General features: G+C 63.2%; 1 protein-coding gene. It reads right to left on the reverse strand.

From position 1 onward, the window contains the following. A partial coding sequence (locus K7W03_RS27630; RefSeq protein WP_222888164.1) for a YqaJ viral recombinase family protein occupies positions 1-527 on the reverse strand: 527 nt, incomplete at its 3' end. Between the last annotated feature and the right edge of the window lie 84 nt (positions 528-611).

Consider the following 611-nt stretch of genomic DNA (forward strand, 5'->3'; position numbering starts at 1 on the left):
ATGTCGGCGTAGATGACGGGACGGAACTGATATTCGAACCGCCGCAGTTCATTGCCGCCGACCAGCACGATAACGTCGCCCCAATCGCAGCCAGCCAGCCCCATGTAGGACATGATCTGGAGCAGATAATTCAGCGGCGGCTCGTCACCCCAGCCCTTGGCAACCAGCCAGTCGGCGGTCTTGACCTCCAGAATGCCGCGGCCGCGTCGGGGGCACATGACCAGCTTGTCAGGGTGGCCGCCCAGCCCCGCGCCATTGTCGAGGCGCTTGGGCGTTTCCAGCGGTTCATAGCCGAAGCGATCGCACGCGGCTTCGATGATGACGGGTTCTAGGCGGACGCCCCATTCGGTGCGCTCGTTGCCGCTGAAATCGGGCGTGGCGACCGTACCGTTTTTGCGGTGCCAAAGCTCGAAATGGGTCAGCCAAGGGTGGGCGTCGAACAGCGCGGCCACCTCGGATGCACCAACAACCGATGAACGGAATGCGTCGTCGCCATCGCCAGCGAGGATCGATGACTGCGCGTTCATGCCCTGATCCCATGCTTGTGTTCCCATGCCCGCCGATGCTGCTCAGCCATCGTCACAGGCGGTTCGCCGTGGATGCGCTCTTGT

It is taken from the genome of Sphingobium sp. PNB (assembly GCF_019873065.1).
Classification (GTDB): Bacteria; Pseudomonadota; Alphaproteobacteria; order Sphingomonadales; family Sphingomonadaceae; genus Sphingobium; species Sphingobium fuliginis.